Source organism: Reyranella sp., from assembly GCF_965279625.1.
Classification (GTDB): Bacteria; Pseudomonadota; Alphaproteobacteria; order Reyranellales; family Reyranellaceae; genus Reyranella.
Genome location: NZ_OZ257251.1, coordinates 1,129,076 through 1,146,665 on the forward strand (window position 1 = coordinate 1,129,076; position 17,590 = coordinate 1,146,665).

The window sequence follows — 17,590 nt, forward strand, 5'->3', positions numbered from 1 at the left end:
CTCCTGAAGTCAGCTCCCCAGCAGCGACATGCAATCAGCGGGCCATCAACTCCTCGAAGCGCTTGAGATAGTCGCGCGCATGCGCCTTGTAGTCGGCGCCGGGTATCTGCAGGTGGATGTCGGATACCATCGCCCAGGGGGCTTCGCGCAGTGCACTAGCGGCCTTTATCGCCCGGAAGGCGCGGCGCAGGTCGGACGGGACCTTGCCCTCGAAATAGGCATCCAGAAGCACCTCGTCCTCGGCTTCTCCGAACGAGCCGTTCGCCGACAGGTTGGCCAGGTCGAACAGGGCGGTGCCGAACCCGCCATATTCCCAGTCGATGAGCCAGAGGCGCTTGCCATCTTCCATCACATTGCCCGGCAGAAGGTCGTGATGACCGAAGACGATGGGCATCGGGACCTGCGCTGCTTCCAGCGCCCTGTTCGCTTCCAGGTAGCGCGGCACGTTGACGGCGAACGGGCTCTGCGATCCGGCGATGATGCGCCCGTAGTCGCGAATCACGTGGAAGACCCAGAAGAAGTTTGCCGGACCGGCGAGATGCTCTCCAACGGAGCGATGGCATTTGCGCAGGAGGGGCGCGAGGCGCGGGATATTCAGGCGCAGATCAGTTTCGGTAAAAGTCCGCCCATCGACGTGGCGCATCACGAGGATGCCGGGTTCGGTGTGGACCACCTCCGGCGAAAGACCGGCGGCATGCGCGGCGATCGAGGCAGCACGCTCGCGATCGCGGAAGACGTGATGGACCGGAATGTCGTCACCGCAGCGCACGACGAATTTCTCGCCGGAATCCTCCACAAGGTAGGACAGATTGGTCAACCCGCCCAGCAGCGGCGCCATCTTCACTCGGCCGCGCCAGCATGTCAGGGCCGCGATCCTCTGCTCGAGGTCAGTCACGGGCTTTTCGCATCGCGCGTGGTCTTCCAACCGTCATGCACTCGATCATTTCACGGGCCATCCCGCCACGCTACCCTCCCCGCCATCTCAAGGAGGAAATGAATGCCCGACGCACAGGTCCCCAACACCATCACCGGCCGCGACGCCTTCCTGCGCGTGTTGAAGGACGAGGGCGTCACCAAGATGTTCGGCAACCCCGGCACGACCGAGCTGCCGATCATGCATGCGCTCTCCTCGGCGCCGGAGATGGGCTACGTGCTCGCCCTCCAGGAGGCCGTCGTGATCGCCATGGCCGACGGCTATGCGCGGGCCTCCGGCAAGCTGGTCTCCTGCAACGTCCACGTGGCGCCGGGCCTCGGCAATGCCATCGGCTCAATCTACACCTCGATGATGTCGGGCACGCCGATGATCGTGACCGCCGGGCAGCAGGAACAGGGCCATGGGCTGACCGAGCCCCTCCTCTACGCGCCGCTGGTGCCGATCGCCCAGCCGGTCGTGAAATGGGCCACCGAAGTGAGCCGCATCGAAGACCTGCCGCGCATCCTGCGCCGCGCCGCCAAGGTTGCCACGACTGCCCCGACCGGGCCGGTCTTCATCTCGCTGCCGGGAGACATCCTGAACAACGAGGCCGCCATCGACATGGGCGAGGTGACCCGCGTCGACACGGCGGTGCGCCCGAGCGATGCCGCACTGGAACAGCTCGCGAAGCGTCTGCTCTCGGCAAAGAAGCCCGTCATCCTGGCCGGCCACGAGATCGCCACCTCCGATGCCTTCGCCGAAGCCGCGGCGCTCGCCGAGACGCTGGGCGCGCCGGTGCTGCAACAGACCGTGGCCTGGGGCGCACATTTTCCCTCGGAGCACCCCGCGTATCTCGGCGCGCTCAACCGCGACCAGAAGCATGTCCGCCGCGTGCTGTCCGACTACGACCTGATGCTCTGCGTCGGCTCCGACGTCCTCAAGATGTCGGTTTGGAGCGAGACCGAGCCGCTGCCGGAGACCACCAAGGTGGCGATGATCGGGCTGCGCGACTGGGAGATGGGCAAGAACTTCCCGGCCGAAATCGCACTCCGCGCCGACGTGAAGGAGACGCTCAAGGCGCTTGTGCCGCTGCTGAAGAAGCTGGGCGGCACCCAGCTCGCCCAACAGGCCAAGGCCTCTCTGGCCGAGATTTCCAAGCGTAACTGGAGCGCCCTGCGCGCGCAGAAAGCTGCCAAGGTCACGACGCCGACGACGGCGCCCCTGCCCGCCGAATGGGTGATGATGCGCCTCAGCGACAAGCTGCCCAAGGATGCCATCGTCGTCGAGGAAGGCCTTACCAGCACCGCGACCTTGCCGAGCTACTTCCCCTTTCGCGACCGCAACAGCTTCTTCGGCAATGTGAGCGGCGGCATCGGCTGGGGCATCGCCGCGGCCGTCGGCGTGCAGATCGCCGAACCGACGCGCCGGGTCGTGGCCGTGATCGGCGACGGCAGCGCCATGTACTCGATCTCGGCGCTGTGGAGCGCCGCCAACCAGAAGCTGCCGGTCATCTTCCTGATCACCAACAACGAGGGTTACCAGATCCTCAAGAACCGGCTGAAGCTGTTCCACGGCAACGACACGCCGATCGGCATGGACTTCAACGACCCGCCGATGAACATCGCCAAGATCGCCGAGGGCTTCGGCCTGCCCTCCGAGCGGGTCGACACGGCGGAAGGCTTCGATGCCGCCCTCGACAGGGCGCTCGCCCGGACCGACGGTCCGACACTGATCGAGGCCATGGTGAAGAAGGGCTGACGAGGAGACGCATCATGCGGGACGTCAGGCACGCTTTCGTCGAGACGCGCGGTTTCCCGACCCATGTGGCCCAGGCCGGCCGTGGCGCGCCCCTGCTCCTGCTGCACGGATGGCCCGAGTTCTGGGCGACCTGGGAGCCGATGTTCGAACGCCTGTCCGATCGCTTTCGTTTGATCGCGCCCGACTTCCGCGGCTTCGGCGAAAGCGGCAATCCCACATCGGGGCCCTCCGACCAGGCAGGTCCCGACGTGCTGGCGGACGATATCGTGGCCCTGCTCGACCGGCTGGGAATCGCCAAGGCGGGCTTCGTCGGCCACGATGTCGGTGCCTATGTGATGCAGCGGCTGGCGATCCGGCATCCGGACCGGGTGGCCGGGCTGTTCTTCTTTAATTGCGGCACGCACGGCGTCGGCGCGCGCTGGCGCGAGCCTGAGCAGATCAACGAGATCTGGTACCAGACCTTTCATCAGATGCCGTTTGCGCCCGCGATCGTCGGCGCTTCACGGGATTCGTGTCGCCATTATTTCCGGCATTTCCTGACGCACTGGTGCCATCGCAAGGACGCGTTCGACGGCGTCTTGGAGCGCTGGATCGACAACTTCATGCGCCCCGGCAACCTCCAGGGCGGCTTCAACTGGTACATCTCGCAGAATGCAGGGCGGCTTGCCGTGATGGCCGGAACGGCGCCCAAGCCGCCGATGATCACCCAACCGACGCGTGTCCTCTGGGGCCGCCACGACCCCGTTTTGAAGTCGGCGTGGATCGACGTCGTGGGAAACTATTTCCAAAACGTAGAGGCCGGCATCGCGGAGGATGCCGGTCACTTCGTTCACTATGAGCGGCCCGATCTCGCCGCCGAGGAGATCGCGAAGTTCTTCGAGCGGATCGGCCACCGCGCATAACGATGAAGGTTCGTCTCGATGAAGGCCATACAGACCGCTGATCTCAGCTCCATCGACAACTATGCCCTGGCCGACTTGCCCGTGCCCCAGCCGGGCGAGGGCGAAGTTCGCATCAAGGTCGCTGCTTGCGGGGTCGGGTTCGTCGACTCTCTGGTCGCGCTCGGCCGCTATCAGGTCAAGCCACCCTTGCCTCACGTGCCCGGTGGGGAGATCGGTGGCGTAGTGGATGCGCTGGGGCCAGGGGTCACGCGATTCGCACCCGGAGAGCGTGTTCTGGCACAGGTGCGCGGCGGCTTTGCAGAGTATGCAATCGCCTCCGAACGGGCCGTCAGCCGCATTCCCGACCGGATGAGCATGAACCAGGCCGCCGGATTTCGTGTCAACTACGGCACCGCCCTGCACGGGCTTCGCGATCGCGCGGCACTCAAAGCGGGGGAAACCTTGGTCGTGATCGGCGCGGCCGGCGGGGTCGGATTGGCCGCGGTCCAGATCGGTCGGCTGCTCGGCGCGAATATCATCGGTGTCGCCTCGACCGAGCAGAAGCGCCTCTTCGTGAAAGAGGCTGGCGCAGGAGTCACCCTCGACCGAACCGCCGAAGGATGGCGGGAACGGCTGAAGGCGGTGTCCCCGAACGGCGTCGACGTCGTCTTCGATCCGGTCAGCGGCCCCCTGCTGCAGCCTGCCTTCCGTTCGCTCGGATGGGGCGGGCGCTATCTCGTCGTAGGCTTTGCGGGCGGCGACATTCCGGCCCTGCCGGTGAATTTGCCACTCCTCAAAGGAGCAGCCCTGATCGGCGTGGACTATCGTCAGTTCGGCGCCGTGTTCGAGGCCGAAGCGGCCGCCAGCGAACTCGAGGAGCTGCTCGCCTGGGTCGCGAAGGGCGAACTCAACGTGCCGGTCGGCAGAACCTTCCCATTCGGCGAACACCGCGAAGCCCTGGAGTATGCGCTCTCCGGTGACGGAACCGGCAAGACCATTCTGGTGGTCGATCCGAGCCTCACCTGAAGCGGACCGGAGGTCGTTGGTAGGCGGTTCAGAAGCACTGACACGCAATATTGTTGCGCCGTCGGTCGCCCCACACCGGAAACAGGGGGTGCGACATTGGCTTCGATTGTTTCGTTTATTTCGTTTGTTTCGTTTATTCGCCGCGACTCGGACCTTTCGACGCCCGCTCGGTCGCCTTCTTGTGCTTCTGGATGGCCGGCATCAGGCCGGTCGGGTCGACCAGCTTGCCGTGCGCTAGCATGTTGTGGGCATGGGCCAGGTGGTGGAGCGCGAACGAGGTCTGCATCGCCCCGACCCGGCCCTGTGCGTCCTGGGCCGCATTGATGGCCTGCTTCACCAGCTTCAGCGCAAACAATGGCTTCTGGGCGATGCGTTCGGCCATTGCCAGGCCGAAGCTTTCGAGTTCGGCGCGCGGCACGACATGGTTCACCATGCCGAGGCGATGCGCCTCGGCGGCCTTGATCCAGTCGGCGGTGAACAGGAATTCCTTGGCCTTGCGGATGCCCATCTCCCAGGGATGGGCGAAGAACTCGGCACCGCCCACACCCATGGCCACCGAATGGTCGAGGAACTCGGCATCCTCCGAGCAGACGATGAGGTCGCACGGCCACATCAGCATCAACCCGCCGATCATCACCTTGCCGTGGACCAGCGCCAGCGTCGGCTTGGGAATGTTCCGCCAGCGCTCGCAGAAGCCGAGGTAGATCTCCTGCTCGCGCGCATACTGGGCCTCGGCGCCGGGCTTGCCGAAGCCGCCCCAGGTGCCGACGGTGTCGTGCCTGGACATATTTCCGTGCCCGTCGACCTCGCGCAGGTCGTGACCCGAGGAGAAGTGCGGGCCGTTGGCCGACAGCACGATCACCTTCACCGTGTCGTCATGAGCGGCGCGGTCGTAGGCCTCGTTGAGCGCATAGAGGAACGCCGTGTCCTGCGCGTTGCGCGTGTCCGGCCGGTTCAGGACGATGCGCGCGATCGCGCCCGGCAGGGTCTCGTAAAGAATGGGCGAGGTCGTCATGGCAGGCTCCCGGGTGATCCCGGGAGCCTACCGTACACAACGTTTCTCGTCGCTCAGGCGCGCGCCGGCTGAGTGGTCGGGCGGGCCGCCGCCTCGACGACCATGTTCTTCATGGCCTTCTGGAGCTTGTCGAAGGCGCGGACCTCGATCTGGCGCACCCGCTCGCGGCTGATGCCATACTTGGCCGACAGGTCCTCGAGCGTCTTCGGCTCGTCGACCAGACGTCGCTCGACGATGATGTGGCGCTCGCGGTCAGTCAGCTGCTTGAGGGCGGCAGCGAGCATGCCCTTGCGCTGGCCAAGCTCCTGGCTCTCGCCCAGTCGCGCTTCCTGGTTCGGTGAATCGTCGACCAGCCAGTCCTGCCACTCCATGTCGCCTTCGGCCTTCACCGGGGCATTGAGCGACGAGTCCGGGCCGGAAAGGCGGCGATTCATGTTCACCACCTCTTCCTCGGGGACGCCGAGGCGGGTCGCGATCTTGGTCACCTGCTCGGGCGTCAGGTCGCCCTCCTCGATGGCCTGCATCTGGCCCTTGAGCTTGCGCAGGTTGAAGAACAGCTTCTTCTGCGCGGCGGTCGTACCCATCTTCACGAGCGACCAGCTGTGCAGGATGTATTCCTGGATCGAGGCGCGGATCCACCACATGGCGTAGGTCGCCAGGCGGAAGCCGCGGTCGGGATCAAACCGCTTCACCGCCTGCATCATGCCGACATTGCCTTCGGAGATGAGCTCGGCGACCGGCAGCCCGTAACCGCGATAGCCCATGGCGATCTTGGCCACCAGGCGAAGATGGCTGGTGACGAGGCGATGGGCTGCTTTGGAATCGCCGTGTTCACGCCAGCGCTTGGCCAGCATGAACTCTTCCTGGGGCTCCAGCAGCGGAAACTTCCGGATGTCCGACAGGTATCGGCTGAGATTGCCCTCGGGCGTCAGGGACGACGGCAGGGCGGGAAGGTTTGCGGTGGCTGCACTCATGGCTACTCCCCCTTTCGTACGCGGGATCGCCGGTGAACGAGTGTTTAGCACTCTCGTCCCCCGACTGCTAAAACCGACTCTAGAAGTCGGAATGACCCCGGGTCAATATAATTCCTACTAATCCCCTCGGGTATTGGGGGCTTTACTTAACGCTGTTCAGCGTTCCGACCAACTTCCTGAAATCTTCAGGCAATTCTGTGGCAAATCTTACGTGCTCCCCCGTCTTTGGATGTCGAAAGGCGAGCACAGATGCGTGAAGAGCCTGCCGGGGGAACAGTTTCAACGCCTCGGGTGCACCGCCGTTGCGGGATTTGCGGCCGTAGACCGGGTCTCCCACCACCGGGCAGCCGATATGGGCCATGTGGACACGGACCTGATGGGTCCGGCCTGTCCCAAGCTTGGCGCCCACGAGACTTGCGATCGGCGCCAGAGGCGGCCCGAAGCGCTTCTCCAGCCAATATTCCGTGAAGGCGGCCCGCCCGCCGCTCGTGCGCACCGCCATGCGCTTGCGATCGACCGGGTGCCGTCCCAGCGCCTCCTCGACCGTCCCGCGCGGGGCCTTGGGGGCGCCCCAGACCAGGGCCGTATAGATGCGCTCCAGGTCGTGGGCGGCAAACAGCTTGGAAAGCGCATGGTGGGTCGCATCGTTCTTGGCCACGACCATGACCCCCGACGTGTCCTTGTCGAGCCGGTGCACGATCCCGGGCCGGCGCACGCCGCCGATGCCGGACAGGCTGTCGCCGCAATGGGCCAGCAGCGCATTGACGAGTGTCCTGTCGGGATTGCCGGGCGCAGGGTGCACCACCATTCCGGCAGGCTTGTTCAGGACCAGCAGATCGGCGTCCTCGAACAGGATTTCCAGCGCCATTTCCTGGGGCTGCGGAATGGCGGGCTCGGGTTCCGGAATATCGACGATGAAGACATCGCCTGTTTTGACCTTGCGGGACGGCTCTTCTATCGTCTGCCCCCCCGCAAGCGCTACGCAGCGGCCCTCGATCAGCGCCTTCACCCGGCTTCGCGTCAGGGAAGGCAAGGCAGCAGCCAGCGCGCGGTCCAGCCGTTCGCCGGCGGCGCTCTCATCGAAGGTCACGGTGTGGCGACCGGCGTCGCTCATGGAGTTTTCTTGGCGTCCCCTGCTCAGGCCTCTGCACCACTCTGGCTGAAGGTGCTGGTGATCGGAATGGGCCTGCTGATTGTGGTGGGCTTCGTCGTCGCGGTCGCCGAAATCGCCCGGCGCATCTCTACGCCCAACGCCGGCCGTTCGCCAGCATCGGAAGGCAGCCGCTTCACCGAGCGCATCGCGCTGCCCTCGGGCGCCCGAATCGTGTCGATGAACGCCGTCGGCGATCGCCTCGTCGTCCATGTCGAGACGCAGGGCGGGCCGACCTCGGCCTATGTCGTCGACCCGCGCAGCGGCGCTCTCCTGGGCACGATCGAATTCCCGCCCGGCGCCGGCCGCTGAGCACAACGACATCCGTACGAGGACAGGAATGAATTTCCGAAGCGACAACGAAGTCGGCGCGCATCCCGTCATTCTTGAAGCGGTGACGCGTGCCTTCTCCGGCGGCGGTACGGCCCCCTCTTATGGAGCCGACGAGTGGACACATCGGGTCGAACGCCGCCTGCGCGATATCTTCGAGAAGCCCGACCTGGTGGCCTTCCCGGTGGCGACCGGCACCGCCGCCAACTCGCTGGCGCTGTCCTGCTGCACGCCCGCCTGGGGCTCGATCTACTGTCATGCCGAGGCGCACATCGTCGTCGACGAGGCCAACGCTCCAGAATTTTTCACCTCCGGCGCCAAGCTCTCTCCGCTGCCCGGCGCCGCCGGAAAGATCGACCAGAAGAAGCTCGCCGAGGCCCTTGCCCAGCCAGTTTACGGTGTCGTGCATCATCCCCAACCGGCCGCCGTCAGCATCACGCAGGCGACCGAATGCGGTACGGTCTACGGCCCGGACGAAGTGGCCTCCATCGCGACCACGGCGCACCGGCACGGGCTCAAACTGCATATGGACGGCGCGCGCTTCGCCAACGCCCTCGCCTTTGTCGGCTGTTCGGCGGCCGAGCTTTCCTGGATGTCGGGCGTCGACGTGCTGAGTCTCGGCGCCACGAAGAACGGCGCCCTGGCGGCCGAGGTCGTGGTCTTCTTCGAGCCGGAACTCGCCCGCGAGTTCGAGTTCCGCCGCAAGCGCAGCGGCCATCTCTTCTCCAAGATGCGGTTCCTGTCGGCGCAGCTCGAGGCCTACCTGGCCGACGGGCTGTGGCTCGACAACGCCAATCACGCCAACGCCATGGCACGCCGTCTTGTGGCCGGCCTGACGACGCTCAAGGGCACGCAACTGCTCTATCCTGTCCATGCCAACGAGATCTTCGTCATCCTGCCGGCACAGATGCATGATGCGTTGCGGGCCGCAGGAGCGCAGTATCATCCTTGGCCGTCCGACCGGCCGGGCGAGCGTGCCTTCCGCCTCGTCACCGCCTTCGACACCGAGCAGGCGACCATCGATCGGTTCCTGAGTATCGCCAAGACAGCAGCGTGAGAGTCCCATGACCCACCAGCGTACCCTGACCGCCGCCCACTGGGGCGTCTACGAAGTCGAATACGACGACAAGGGCCAGGCAACGAAGCTTCACCCCTTCTCGCAGGATCCCGATCCTTCGCCGATCGGCCTGCACATGCTGTCCGACGAGGTCGCGCGGATGCGGGTGCGCCGGCCATCCTTCCGCAAGAGCTGGCTCGAGAAGGGCCCGGGCGCCGCGACCGACAAGCGTGGCCAGGAACCCTTCGTCGAGGTGCCGTGGGACGAGGCGCTCGACATGGTCGCCGGCGAACTGAAGCGCGTGAAGGACGCGCACTCGAACCGCGCGATCTTCGGCGGCTCCTACGGCTGGTCGAGCGCGGGACGCTTCCATCACGCGCAGAGCCAGGTCCATCGCTTCCTCAATGCGCTCGGCGGCTATGTGCGCCACCAGGATTCCTACAGTCTCGGCGCGGCGCGCGTGCTGATGCCGCACATCGTGGCCAGCATGGAAGACCTGATGGCGATGCACACGACGTGGGACGTGCTGGCCGAGCATTGCAAGCTGTTCGTCACCTTCGGCGGCGCGCCGCACAAGAATGCGCAGATCAGTGCCGGCGGGGCGATGGTGCATCGCCTCAAGGACGGGCTTTACGGCATGCGCGCCAAGGGCGTGCGCTTCATCAACATCACGCCGACCGCCGAGGACCTCGACACTGGCGGCGACATCGAATGGCTGGCGATCCGGCCGAACACCGACGCCGCGATGATCCTGGCGCTCTGCCATGTGATCTACACCGAGAAGCTCTACGACCGCGAATTCCTCGACCGCTGCACCGTGGGCTTCGACAAGTTCGCGCCGTCGCTGGCCGACAAGACTCCGGAATGGGCCGAGAAGATCACGGGCATATCCGCCCATCGCATCCGCGCGCTCGCGCGCGAGATGGCGGCGACCCGCACGACCGTGAACATCAACTGGTCGCTGCAGCGCTCGCACCACGGCGAGCAGCCCTTCTGGGCGCTGGTGTCGCTCGCCTGCATGCTGGGCCAGATCGGCCTGCCGGGCGGCGGGTTCGGCGCCAGCTATGGGCCGACCAACGGCATGGGCAGCACCGCGCCGCTGCTGTCGGGCCCGACCCTATCGCAGGGCACTAACGCGGTCTCCGACTTCATCCCGGTCGCGCGCTTCACCGACATGCTGCTCAATCCGGGCGGCAAGGTCCCGTACAACGGCCGCGACATCACCTACCCCGAGATCAAGCTGATCTACTGGGCGGGCGGCAACCCGTTCCATCACCATCAGGATCTGAACCGGCTGCGGGTTGCGTGGCAGAAGCCCGAGACCATCATCTTCAACGAGCAGTTCTGGACGCCGGCGGCGAAGATGTCCGACATCGTGCTGCCCGCGACCACCGGCCTCGAGCGCAACGATATCGGCTACGCGCGCCGCGAGCCCTTCCTGATCGCCATGAAGAAGGCACGCGAGCCCATCGGCGAGGCGCGCGACGACTATTGGATTTTCTCGGAGATCACCCGCCGTCTCGGGGCCGGCGATGTCTACACCGAAGGCCGCGACGAGATGCAGTGGCTCGTCCACATGTACGAGGAGGGGCGCCAGAAGTCGGCCAGGATGGACGTGCCCCTGCCCTCTTTCGAGGAATTCTGGGAAGCCGGCATCACCAAGGTGCCGGGCGAAAACACCGACCCGGTGATGCTCGCGAAGTTCCGGGCCGATCCGGCGGCCAATCCGCTCAAGACGCCATCGGGCAAGATCGAGATCTTCTCCGAGAAGATCGCCTCGTTCGGCTACGACGACTGCCCGGGGCATGCGACCTGGATGGAGCCGATCGAGTGGTTGGGCTCCAAGAAGGCGGAGCGGTATCCGCTGCACATGCTGTCGGACCAGCCGGCCGACAAGCTTCACAGCCAGCTCGACCACAGCCCGCACGCCAAGGCGACCAAGGTGAAGGGCCGTCAGCCGGTCACCCTGCATCCGGAAGACGCCGCCGCGCGCGGCATTGCCGAAGGTGATCTGTTGCGCGTCTTCAACGACCGCGGCGCCTGCCTCGCGTCGGCGCGTCTGTCGGACCGCATCCGCCGCGGCGTGGTCCGGCTATCGACCGGCGCCTGGTTCGACCCGGAGGATTCCGGCTCGAACGTGCCGCTGGAAAAGCATGGCAACCCGAACGCGCTGACACTCGACATCGGCTCATCGAAGCTCAGCCAGGGCTGCATCGCACAGACCTGCCTGGTCGAGATCGAACGCTTCGACGGAGTTGCCCCGCCTGTGACGGCGCACCAGCTGCCCTCCTTCACCGGCCGGTAGAGCTGCTCTCCGACTTCGCTTCGCCATTGACATCGCAGGCGCTTTATCTGCAAATGCGAGTGACTTGCAACAACATGGCGAGGCGAAGATGGATCAGATGATGCAGCTGCATTCCGCAGGTGACGTTTCCCGTGCGAAGCCCGAACGCGACGCCGCGAGCATCGAAAGCAGCCAGCTGATGGCCGGCCGCCGCGAGCTCCTCATTCGCCACGGCGCCAGCACCTACCGGCTGCGCGTGACCGCGTCCGAGAAGCTGATCCTCACGAAGTAGCCGTCGCAGGACAACACGGGCGCCTCCGCCGAGCGCGCTCGCCCTGCGACGCGGCTGCGGGCCTCGGCCCAGCTTCGCCATCTTGAGGCCGTCCAGTTTTTTTGTTGGACGGCCCGTCGGCGACACAAGACAGTCCCACCAGTAGGGGCTGGATGACGCCGGAAACATGACTCCCGATACCCTCGCAGAAGTGACCCTGCCGCCGTCGCCGGCCGGGTAGCCACCCGCATGGCTCCAACGGAGACAACGGCCCCTCGCAGCGTCAGCATCGTGACGCAGACCTGCGTGCGGCCCGAGCGCAATGAGGATTTCGCCCGCTGGCAGGATAAGACCAGCGCGTTCATCCAGCACTTTCCCGGCTTCATCGAACAGAAGCTGCTGCCGCCCAATCCGCCGCTGCAGGTCGACTGGGTCATCCTGCAACGCTTCGCGAGCCTGGCCGACGCACAGCATTGGCTGGGGTCCACCGAGCGCCAGAAGCGTATCGACGGCGCCGCGCCCATGCTGATCGGCCGCGATGACGTCCATATCGTCCAGGACGAGGCCGGCGGCATCAAACCGGCCCCTGTTTCGGCCATCATCTCCACGCGCGTAAAGCCCGGCAGGGAAGGCGAGTACCGCGCCTGGGAGCGCAAGATCGCCGCCGCGCAATCGAGGGCGCCGGGCCTGCAGGGGTATCGGTTCGAGCCGCCCGTGCCCGGCGTGCAGGAGGACTACGTCGCCATCCTGCGCTTCGACACGCAAGCCAATCTTCAGGCCTGGCTCGACTCGCCCGTCCGACAGGCCCTCGTCGAGGAAGCCGCGCCCCTCACCCACGAATTCCATTCCCGCATCGCAAGCTCCGGCTTCGAGCAGTGGTTCAGAGACAGTTCGCCCGGCAACGCGAGCCCGCCGGCGTGGAAGATGAACATGCTCGTGCTGCTGATGCTCTATCCGATCGTCATGCTGTTCGGGATCTTCGTCGGCACGCCCTTTCTCGACCGGGCGCTTCATCTGCCCTTTGCCGTCGCCCTGTTCCTGGGCAACGTCGTGAGCGTCGTGCTGACGGGCTTCCTCGTCCCGTGGATCGCCGGCCATTTCGGCTGGTGGCTGCGGCCCGCGCCCGAGCGCAAGCTGCAACTCAACCTCCTTGGCGGCGCGATCCTGCTCGCGACCTACGCCGCCATGGTGTTCCTCTTCTTGCGCCTGTTCTGAAGGCCCGCCAGACTCGGCCCTTCCAGCACGGTGGAGGTCTCATGGCCGGACGTCTCACTGCCGACGAGTTGTCGCGCTATCGCCGCGACGGGTTCCACTTTCCGATCCGCGTCCTGTCACCCGCGGAGGCACGCGCCTGTCGCGAGCGACTGGAGGAGCACGAGCGTGCGGCCGGCGGGCCGATCGCCGGCGACATGCGGCACAAGGTGCATCTCCTCTTCACCTGGGCCAATGCACTGGCGCGTCATCCCGCCATCCTCGACGCGGTGGAGGACGTCATCGGGCCCGACATCCTCTGCTGGAGCAGTACCTTCTTCATCAAGGAGGCACGCTCGCCCTCCTTCGTCTCGTGGCACCAGGACGCGACCTACTGGGGTCTCAGCACCGACGAGGTGATCACCGCCTGGGTGGCCCTCTCGGACGCCCCCGTCGAAAGCGGCGCGATGCAGTTCTGGCCGGGCAGCCATCTCAGGAATCAGATCGAGCATCGCGATACGTTCGACGAAAACAACCTTCTCAGCCGCGGTCAGGAGATTGCCGTCCAGGTGCCGGATGGCGCCGGCGTCGACGTCGCACTGAAGGCCGGCGAGATGTCGCTGCACAATGTGCTGCTGGCCCATGCGTCGGGGCCGAACACGACGGACGACCGCCGCGTCGGACTCGCCCTCCGCTACATCCCGCCCCATGTCCGCCAGCTCAAGGTCCGCGATTCCGCGACCCTGGTCCGCGGACGCGATCCTTATGGAAACTTCGATCCCGAGCCCGCACCGAAGGCCGACCTCGATGCGGCCGCGCTCGCCACTCATCGCGACGCCGTCGAGCGGTCGGCGAAGGCGCTGTATTCGGGCACCGACCGCACGACCTTCCGCGCCTAGCCGCGCAGGAGAGAGACGTGAATTTCGGGAAACCGGGTCGTCGCCTCCTGCTGGCCGGGCTCGTGACCGGATTGGCCCGGACCGACGCGTCGGCGCAGGCCGCCACAGCGCAGGCGTTCGTCGAAAATCTGTACCGCCCGTATCTCGCCAAGGGCTTCCGGGGACAGCCTTACGACGATACAGCCCGTTTCTTCGTTCCGGCCCTCGCCCACGCCATCGACCGCGATAATCGCGAGGCCAAGCTGCGGAACGAGGTGCCGACCCTGAATGGAGATCCCTTCGTCGACGCCCAGGATTGGGAAATCTCCAGGCTCTCGATCGACGTGACGGCCAGCGGTGATGCCGCAACGGCCCGGGTCTCGTTCCAGAACTTCGGCGAAACCAAACGCGTCCTGCTGGAGCTTGCGAAGACGCCGGCGGGCTGGCGCATCGCGGAGATCAAGGCGCCAAGCGGCTCCCTGAAGGCGCTATACAAACTCAAGTGATCGTCAGTGCCGCCAGGTCGAATCGACCTTGTCGAGCTTGCGCACCAGGGCGGCGAATTCAAGATCGCCGATGCCCACCGCCGACTCCATTTCCGAGAACCGATCCATGTCGGCGCCGGACTTGGCCGCCAGATTGTCGCCCAGGACGTTGAGCGTGCCGGCTGCCGCCGCATCGAGCTGGATCTGGCAGGCGCGCTCCAGACGATAGAGGCGCAGGAAAGCCTCGGGCACCGAGCGGCCCGTGGTCAGCAGGCCATGGTTGCGCAACATCATCGCCTGGTTGTTGCCGAGGTTCGCCAGCAGCCGCTCGCGCTCGGCGAGATCGAGGCTCGGGCCCTCATAGTCGTGATACGAAAGCCTGCCATGGAAGGCGGTCGCCACCATCGACACCGGCAGCAGCCCGTCCTTCAGCGCGCAGACCGCCATGCCGGCCCGCGTATGCGTGTGCATCACGACCTTGTGGCGCTCGGCGTGGGCCATGTGGACGGCCGAATGGATGATGAAGCCGGCATAGTTCACCGGATGCGGACTCGGCTCGACGATCTTCCCGTCGAGGTCGATCTTGACCAGGTTCGAGGCGGTCACCTCGTCGTAGTTCAGCCCGTAGGGGTTGATCAGGAAGTGCGGCGCCTCCCCCGGCACGCGCGCGGTGAGATGGCCGTAGATCAGCTCGGTCCAGCCGAAATGGTCGACCAGCCGGTAGGCGGCCGCAAGCTGGCGGCGCAGCACCCACTCGCCATCGGCGGGCGGCAGCGAATGCACGTCAATGCCGGTGAGCGGCAGTTCGGAAGCGATCGGCATGTCCATGGCGGGCCCTCCAACGGCAGCGACGAAGCTTAGGCCCGCGCGCTATGGTCGGGCAACCAAAGAGGGAACGCCAGAATGCCGGATGCCAAACGCCTCGACACGACGCGGTTGCAGAAGATCGCCCAGGCCTATTGGGAAAGCGCCGCCCTGATGGCCGCCGTCGAACTCGAGATCTTCACCGCGATCGCCCACGGGCACGACACCATCGCTGCCGTCGCGAAGGCCGTGGGCATTTCCAATCGCAACGCCGAGCGGCTGCTGACCGTGCTGGCGGCGATGACGCTGCTGTCGCGCGACGGCGAACGCTTCACCAATGCGCCCGACGTGCAGCGCTTCCTGGTGAAGGACGGCGAGCGCTATGCGGGCCCGTGGATCCTGTTCACCAAGCCGCGCTGGACGGCCTTCGGCGAACTTTCGGAGCGCCTGCGCGACAGCCAGGAGAACCGGCTGGGCGCCTATGTGGACTTCACGGTCGAGGATGCACGGCGCTATCACGCAGCCACCTATTCGATCGGCATGGGTGCGGCCCGCCTGTTCAGCCGCAGCGTCGATCTGTCGGGCCGCAAGCGGATGCTCGATCTCGGCGGCGGCTCCGGCGCCTACAGCATCGTGGCGACCCAGACCTACCCCGGCCTAGAGGCGATCGTGCTCGACCTTCCCCCGGTCACCGTGGTCGCCGACGAGTATATCGCCGCCAACGGCGCGAGCGGTCGTGTGCGCACCCTGCCCGGCGACTTCACCGAGACCCCGTTTCCGCAGAGCGTCGACGTCGTCGTGATGGCCAGCAACCTTCCGCAATATGAGCCCGCCCTGATTCGACGGGTGGTGGCCAAGGCGTTCGAGGCCCTCGTGCCGGGCGGCGAGATGCATCTGATCGGTGAGACCCTGCACGACGACAGGAACGGCCCGCTCTCGGCCGCGCTGTGGGGTCTGAACGAGGCCATCCAGAACAGCACCGGCCTGGCCCACACCGAATCGGAAGTGAAAGGATACCTCCAGGAGGCGGGCTTCGCCGAGGTGGCCGTCCACCCCTTCGTCCCGGGCGTCCTGTCGCGCATCGCGGGTCGGAAGCCCGGCTGAACGCTCCCGAACGGGGTTGTCGACGTATTCTCGGAAGTGAAATACCGCACAATCCAGCGAAAAGGCTGGCGCTCCCTACGGGATTCGAACCCGTGTTTTAGCCTTGAGAGGGCCACGTCCTAGGCCTCTAGACGAAGGGAGCATAGGGCCAGGAGCGGACTGATAGTCGAATGGCCGCTTGGACGCAACCCGGTTCTTGCCATCTTCCATTCTTGTTCAGGGGCGGCGAAATCCGCTCAAATAAAAGCGCCGGCGCGATAAGCCGCGCCGGCGCCCAAACTCTAATTTCGACCGAGCCCTACCAAAAGCGCGTCGCGCCAAGGAAGCTCACGGCGGTCCGCTCGTCGCGATGACGGGCGCCCAGCCCGGCACCGGCACAGGCCGCCGCACAGCCGATTGCCAGGGTGGCGGCCGCCAGGAAGGCCGCGATGATGGCCGTCTTGCGGGCGGCGTCCGCGGCATCGCGAGCCTTCTGCTCCGCAGCCTTCAGCTCGGCATAGGTCTCATCGACCCGCTTTTCGGCGTCGGCTTGTGACATGCCCGTCTGCTCGGCAACCACGCGCGCCAGATAGGTGCGGTCGCGAGCGTCGAGCTGCGGCGTCGTGAGGCTGCCCGCCAGGGCGCGCACCATCGGACCTTCGAGATCGGCACGCGTACGGCGAGCCTGCATAGCGGGCGCCGGGGCGCCCGTCGCAGGAGCGCCGGTCGCCGCCGGGTCAGCGGCTGCGCCAGTCGGCCCGGGGGCCAGCAGGCGATCGATCGCATAGTCGGTCGGCTTCAGCGAAAGCTGGCCCATCGCCGGATTGGACGCCGCGCCCGCCGTGCCGGCCGCCGCGATAGCGGTCGTGGCTTTGCCGGCGGCAGAGACGACGGCACCGACCCCGGAAGCCGCAAGCGCCGCGCCGAGCAGCACGCCGATCGACCAGACGCCGAAGCCATGGGCGCCGTCGCGGAAGTGGCTCTCGGTTTCATCCGTCGTACGCCAGGGTGAACGCATGCGGCCGGCGATGTAGCCGCCCGCCGCAAAGCTCGCGACCATGACGAGGGCCAGATAGACGGCGGCCAGGATGGCAGCGCCCTTGGCCGAAATGCCAGCGTAGGGATAGGGCGATACGACACTGAGGCCGAGCGCCGACCCGAACGCAAGCAGGACGACGGACATGGCCGCCGCGCCCAAAGCGCCAAGGATCACCGGACCCCAGTCGAGATAGCGGAACGGAGCGGCCTCGACTGGCACGGCGGTAGCGGGAGTGGTGATGGTAGCGGTTGCCATGATCGCTTCCTACCGGAGACCGAGGAAGGACAGGACGAACATGACGACGACGACGAGACCGACCAGATAGATGATGCCATTCATTGCAGATTCTCCTCAGTTGAGGAGGGGAACGCCATCTTCCCGCCTGAGTTCCGCCGGTTTGTGCAGATGAGTTGGACGGTTATATCGTTATCTAATACTCGCGGGCCGGGCG

At 66.0% G+C, this 17,590-nt stretch carries 17 protein-coding genes and 1 tRNA gene; 11 read left to right on the forward strand and 7 right to left on the reverse strand.

The genetic code is table 11. The annotated features are described in order from the left end of the window. Positions 1 to 34: 34 nt before the first annotated feature. Complete coding sequence (locus tag ACQY78_RS05430) at positions 35 to 838, reverse strand: phosphotransferase (protein WP_428683500.1); 804 nt, start codon at positions 836 to 838, stop codon at positions 35 to 37. A 159-nt stretch (positions 839 to 997) separates the two neighbouring features. On the opposite strand from ACQY78_RS05430, the gene ACQY78_RS05435 reads away from it, so the two are divergent. From ACQY78_RS05435 to ACQY78_RS05445, 3 genes are read left to right on the forward strand one after another with little or no spacing between them, the layout of a single operon-like run. Next, positions 998 to 2,671: a thiamine pyrophosphate-binding protein gene (locus tag ACQY78_RS05435; protein ID WP_428683502.1), complete on the forward strand. Its 1,674-nt coding sequence runs from the start codon at positions 998 to 1,000 to the stop codon at positions 2,669 to 2,671. Positions 2,672 to 2,685: 14 nt separating this feature from the next. Then, the gene (locus ACQY78_RS05440; protein ID WP_428683504.1) at positions 2,686 to 3,573 is read left to right on the forward strand and encodes an alpha/beta fold hydrolase; all 888 of its coding nucleotides are present in this window, start codon (positions 2,686 to 2,688) and stop codon (positions 3,571 to 3,573) included. Between the two features lie 18 nt (positions 3,574 to 3,591). Continuing rightward, on the forward strand, positions 3,592 to 4,578 hold the full coding sequence (locus ACQY78_RS05445) for an NADPH:quinone oxidoreductase family protein (protein WP_428683506.1): 987 nt from the start codon (positions 3,592 to 3,594) through the stop codon (positions 4,576 to 4,578). Between the two features lie 133 nt (positions 4,579 to 4,711). Here ACQY78_RS05445 and ACQY78_RS05450 read toward each other — a convergent pair whose 3' ends face one another. From ACQY78_RS05450 to ACQY78_RS05460, 3 genes are all read right to left on the reverse strand, one after another. Then, complete coding sequence (locus ACQY78_RS05450; RefSeq protein ID WP_428683508.1) at positions 4,712 to 5,593, reverse strand: enoyl-CoA hydratase; 882 nt, start codon at positions 5,591 to 5,593, stop codon at positions 4,712 to 4,714. A 53-nt stretch (positions 5,594 to 5,646) separates the two neighbouring features. Beyond that, positions 5,647 to 6,567 (reverse strand): RNA polymerase sigma factor RpoH, encoded by a 921-nt coding sequence (rpoH, locus tag ACQY78_RS05455; protein ID WP_428683510.1) that lies wholly within the window; start codon positions 6,565 to 6,567, stop codon positions 5,647 to 5,649. 142 nt (positions 6,568 to 6,709) lie between these two features. Beyond that, on the reverse strand, positions 6,710 to 7,681 hold the full coding sequence (locus ACQY78_RS05460) for an RluA family pseudouridine synthase (RefSeq protein ID WP_428683512.1): 972 nt from the start codon (positions 7,679 to 7,681) through the stop codon (positions 6,710 to 6,712). Positions 7,682 to 7,690: 9 nt separating this feature from the next. On the opposite strand from ACQY78_RS05460, the gene ACQY78_RS05465 reads away from it, so the two are divergent. From ACQY78_RS05465 to ACQY78_RS05495, 7 genes are all read left to right on the forward strand, one after another. Further along, entirely contained in the window at positions 7,691 to 8,029 is a 339-nt protein-coding gene (locus tag ACQY78_RS05465) for a DUF6476 family protein (protein WP_425065154.1), read from the forward strand. Positions 8,030 to 8,057: 28 nt separating this feature from the next. Next, positions 8,058 to 9,104, forward strand: a complete 1,047-nt coding sequence (locus tag ACQY78_RS05470) for a threonine aldolase family protein (RefSeq protein ID WP_428683514.1) — start codon at positions 8,058 to 8,060, stop codon at positions 9,102 to 9,104. Positions 9,105 to 9,111: 7 nt separating this feature from the next. Continuing rightward, entirely contained in the window at positions 9,112 to 11,409 is a 2,298-nt protein-coding gene (locus ACQY78_RS05475; protein WP_428683516.1) for a molybdopterin-dependent oxidoreductase, read from the forward strand. Between the two features lie 88 nt (positions 11,410 to 11,497). Then, entirely contained in the window at positions 11,498 to 11,680 is a 183-nt protein-coding gene (gene hemP, locus ACQY78_RS05480) for a hemin uptake protein HemP (RefSeq protein WP_428683518.1), read from the forward strand. Positions 11,681 to 11,908: 228 nt separating this feature from the next. Continuing rightward, the gene (locus ACQY78_RS05485) at positions 11,909 to 12,874 is read left to right on the forward strand and encodes an antibiotic biosynthesis monooxygenase (RefSeq protein ID WP_428683520.1); all 966 of its coding nucleotides are present in this window, start codon (positions 11,909 to 11,911) and stop codon (positions 12,872 to 12,874) included. A 41-nt stretch (positions 12,875 to 12,915) separates the two neighbouring features. Next, positions 12,916 to 13,749 (forward strand): phytanoyl-CoA dioxygenase family protein, encoded by an 834-nt coding sequence (locus ACQY78_RS05490; protein ID WP_428683522.1) that lies wholly within the window; start codon positions 12,916 to 12,918, stop codon positions 13,747 to 13,749. A gap of 17 nt (positions 13,750 to 13,766) precedes the next feature. Continuing rightward, positions 13,767 to 14,234 (forward strand): DUF3828 domain-containing protein, encoded by a 468-nt coding sequence (locus ACQY78_RS05495; RefSeq protein WP_428683524.1) that lies wholly within the window; start codon positions 13,767 to 13,769, stop codon positions 14,232 to 14,234. A gap of 3 nt (positions 14,235 to 14,237) precedes the next feature. Here ACQY78_RS05495 and ACQY78_RS05500 read toward each other — a convergent pair whose 3' ends face one another. Then, positions 14,238 to 15,041 carry a class II aldolase/adducin family protein gene (locus ACQY78_RS05500; RefSeq protein ID WP_428683526.1) on the reverse strand — a complete coding sequence of 268 codons (804 nt, stop codon included), beginning with the start codon at positions 15,039 to 15,041 and terminating at the stop codon, positions 14,238 to 14,240. 75 nt (positions 15,042 to 15,116) lie between these two features. Here ACQY78_RS05500 and ACQY78_RS05505 point away from each other — a divergent pair, with 75 nt between their 5' ends. After that, the gene (locus ACQY78_RS05505) at positions 15,117 to 16,121 is read left to right on the forward strand and encodes a methyltransferase (RefSeq protein WP_428683528.1); all 1,005 of its coding nucleotides are present in this window, start codon (positions 15,117 to 15,119) and stop codon (positions 16,119 to 16,121) included. 66 nt (positions 16,122 to 16,187) lie between these two features. On the opposite strand, the gene ACQY78_RS05510 is transcribed toward ACQY78_RS05505, so the two are convergent. Then, positions 16,188 to 16,263: transfer RNA gene (locus tag ACQY78_RS05510), tRNA-Glu, on the reverse strand. 156 nt (positions 16,264 to 16,419) lie between these two features. Next, entirely contained in the window at positions 16,420 to 17,394 is a 975-nt protein-coding gene (locus ACQY78_RS05515; RefSeq protein WP_428683530.1) for a hypothetical protein, read from the reverse strand. Positions 17,395 to 17,590: the final 196 nt, after the last annotated feature.

Coding starts and splice junctions, on each gene's coding strand:
- ACQY78_RS05445 (WP_428683506.1), top strand. CDS start 3,592: ATGAAGGCCATACAGACCGCTGATCTCAGCTCCATCGACAACTATGCC.
- ACQY78_RS05430 (WP_428683500.1), bottom strand. CDS start 838: ATGGCGCCGCTGCTGGGCGGGTTGACCAATCTGTCCTACCTTGTGGAG.
- rpoH (WP_428683510.1), bottom strand. CDS start 6,567: ATGAGTGCAGCCACCGCAAACCTTCCCGCCCTGCCGTCGTCCCTGACG.
- hemP (WP_428683518.1), top strand. CDS start 11,498: ATGGATCAGATGATGCAGCTGCATTCCGCAGGTGACGTTTCCCGTGCG.
- ACQY78_RS05505 (WP_428683528.1), top strand. CDS start 15,117: ATGCCGGATGCCAAACGCCTCGACACGACGCGGTTGCAGAAGATCGCC.
- ACQY78_RS05485 (WP_428683520.1), top strand. CDS start 11,909: ATGGCTCCAACGGAGACAACGGCCCCTCGCAGCGTCAGCATCGTGACG.
- ACQY78_RS05470 (WP_428683514.1), top strand. CDS start 8,058: ATGAATTTCCGAAGCGACAACGAAGTCGGCGCGCATCCCGTCATTCTT.
- ACQY78_RS05435 (WP_428683502.1), top strand. CDS start 998: ATGCCCGACGCACAGGTCCCCAACACCATCACCGGCCGCGACGCCTTC.
- ACQY78_RS05515 (WP_428683530.1), bottom strand. CDS start 17,394: ATGGCAACCGCTACCATCACCACTCCCGCTACCGCCGTGCCAGTCGAG.
- ACQY78_RS05450 (WP_428683508.1), bottom strand. CDS start 5,593: ATGACGACCTCGCCCATTCTTTACGAGACCCTGCCGGGCGCGATCGCG.
- ACQY78_RS05460 (WP_428683512.1), bottom strand. CDS start 7,681: ATGAGCGACGCCGGTCGCCACACCGTGACCTTCGATGAGAGCGCCGCC.
- ACQY78_RS05500 (WP_428683526.1), bottom strand. CDS start 15,041: ATGGACATGCCGATCGCTTCCGAACTGCCGCTCACCGGCATTGACGTG.
- ACQY78_RS05490 (WP_428683522.1), top strand. CDS start 12,916: ATGGCCGGACGTCTCACTGCCGACGAGTTGTCGCGCTATCGCCGCGAC.
- ACQY78_RS05475 (WP_428683516.1), top strand. CDS start 9,112: ATGACCCACCAGCGTACCCTGACCGCCGCCCACTGGGGCGTCTACGAA.
- ACQY78_RS05440 (WP_428683504.1), top strand. CDS start 2,686: ATGCGGGACGTCAGGCACGCTTTCGTCGAGACGCGCGGTTTCCCGACC.